The following is a 1,876-nucleotide window of genomic DNA, read 5'->3' as shown; positions in this document are numbered from 1 at the left end:
CGCGCCGTCGTCGAGCGGTTCGGCGACATGCGCCGCTTCGGCTGCGCCCAACTCGAGCTGGCGATGGTCGCCTCGGGCGCGCTCGAGGGGACGATGACCAACCTGCGAGCGAACTCGTGGGACACCGTGGCCGGCGTTCAGTTGATCCGCGAGGCCGGCGGCGTCGTGACCGATCTCGAGGGCGACCGCTGGCGACACGATAGTACGGGGATCGTCGCCTCGAACGGCGGGATTCACGACGAACTGCTCGCGGCGGCCCGCGAGAGTGAGTGCTGAGTGGTTCTTCTGATATGATCGGGACGGTTCACGAGGAGGAGTGCCGATGTCGTCATTCACTGGCTGCGTGACGGAAACAGCGTGCTTGAGGGAGAGCCGATCGAATCGAACCGCTCTGCTATCGTGGCAACAGGGAATTGCCACACCCTCCCCAACCGATTCACTCGGTCGCTCCGCTCCCTCGCTCATCCCTCGCGCAGTATCGTCAGCGAGGCGCTCCCGCTGGTCGCACCTCGCTGACAGCGCGCGCCACCGCACGCCAGTTGACCGGTCTCGAGTGATGCATTCCTCTCTTCTACTGAGCAGTTTTCGTCGAACCCGGTCGAGTGAAACAGTCACGCGCGTTGAAAATCGGAAACGGTAAGCGGCCCCCACTACGGGATTCGGTATGGACGATGTCATCGACCGGTTCGGGGCCGAGCGCGTCTGGGCCGCGATCGTCGCGAGTCTCGCCGCTGCGGTGGTCCTCGGCGCGCTCCTGTTCCCACAGCGGATTTACGTCGAGATCATCTGGCAGTACTTCTGGGGCCCGGTCGTCGCCGACGCCCACAGCTGGAACTGCGCCACGTTAGTCGACGGCCAGGCGGTATCCTGTGCCGAAGCCCCCGCCGACGCCGGTCCGACCGCCGAACCCGGCTACACGTTCGTCTCCTACGCCGGCTACATCCCGACCCTGGTCCTGTTGCTGATCGGGGTCATCTTCCTCGTTCGACGGCTCGAGATCGAGCGCTACCGCGCGGGCTTCTTCGCGCTGTTCCCGTTCATGCTCTTCGGCGGCGCGCTGCGGGTCGTCGAGGACGCCAACGCCGCGGCCTTCGTGTACACCGGCGAGATGGCCATCGACCTGCCGTGGTCCGGCTTCATCATCAGCCCGCTGATCTACTTCACCGTCTTCTTCGTCGCGCTGTTCGCAGTCGTTCTCTCCGTCTGGCTCGAGCGAAACGATTACGTCTCGGGCTACGAGTACCCGCTGGCCGGAATCGGAACGGCCCTGCTGTCCCTGACGGTTCTCTTCCTGGCCTACACGGCGGCGACGAAGGAGTACGCGGAGTTCTACCCGCTGGTCCCGCTGGTCATCCTCGTCGGCGCGACGCTGGCGACGGCGATCACGTGGGTCGCGCTCGAGCGGTTCGCGCCGGAACTGAACCGCGGGACGGAATACATGGGGATCGTCGTCATCTGGGCGCACGCGGTCGACGGCGTCGCGAACGTCATCGGCCTCGATTGGGCGACCTCACTCGGGCTCCCGGCGAACCTCGTTCCGAAGCACCCGATCAATCGGGCGATCGCGAACACGACGGCCGACGTGCTTCCGGCCGACATCGTCTCGATTACCGGCTCGGCCTGGCCGTTCCTGCTCGTGAAGATCGCCGCCGCCGTCTTCGTCATCTGGATCTTCGACGAGACGGTCTTCGAGGACAGCCCGCGCTACGCGATCCTGCTCATGATCACCGTGGTCGCCGTCGGCCTCGGTCCCGGCACCCGCGACATGCTGCGGGCCACGTTCGGCGTCTGAACCCGTTCCGCTCGTCTCGAGTTCTTCGTTCCCCGCCCCCGGAGCCACCGCCGCGTCGTCCGACGGCGGCCCCGCTCGAGCGGC

2 protein-coding genes are annotated in these 1,876 nt (G+C 66.2%); both read left to right on the top strand.

Annotation, left to right across the window (positions count from 1 at the left end; all coding sequences use genetic code 11):
* Window positions 1-276: inositol monophosphatase family protein (locus PGX04_RS27590; RefSeq protein ID WP_337959495.1), on the top strand; the 276-nt coding region annotated here is incomplete at its 5' end.
* Window positions 277-664: 388 nt separating this feature from the next.
* Complete coding sequence (locus tag PGX04_RS27585; protein ID WP_273741409.1) at window positions 665-1,792, top strand: DUF63 family protein; 1,128 nt, start codon at window positions 665-667, stop codon at window positions 1,790-1,792.
* Window positions 1,793-1,876 lie beyond the last annotated feature (84 nt).

The organism is Natrinema soli (genome assembly GCF_028618695.1).
This window is presented reverse-complemented; position numbering and strand designations above follow the sequence as displayed.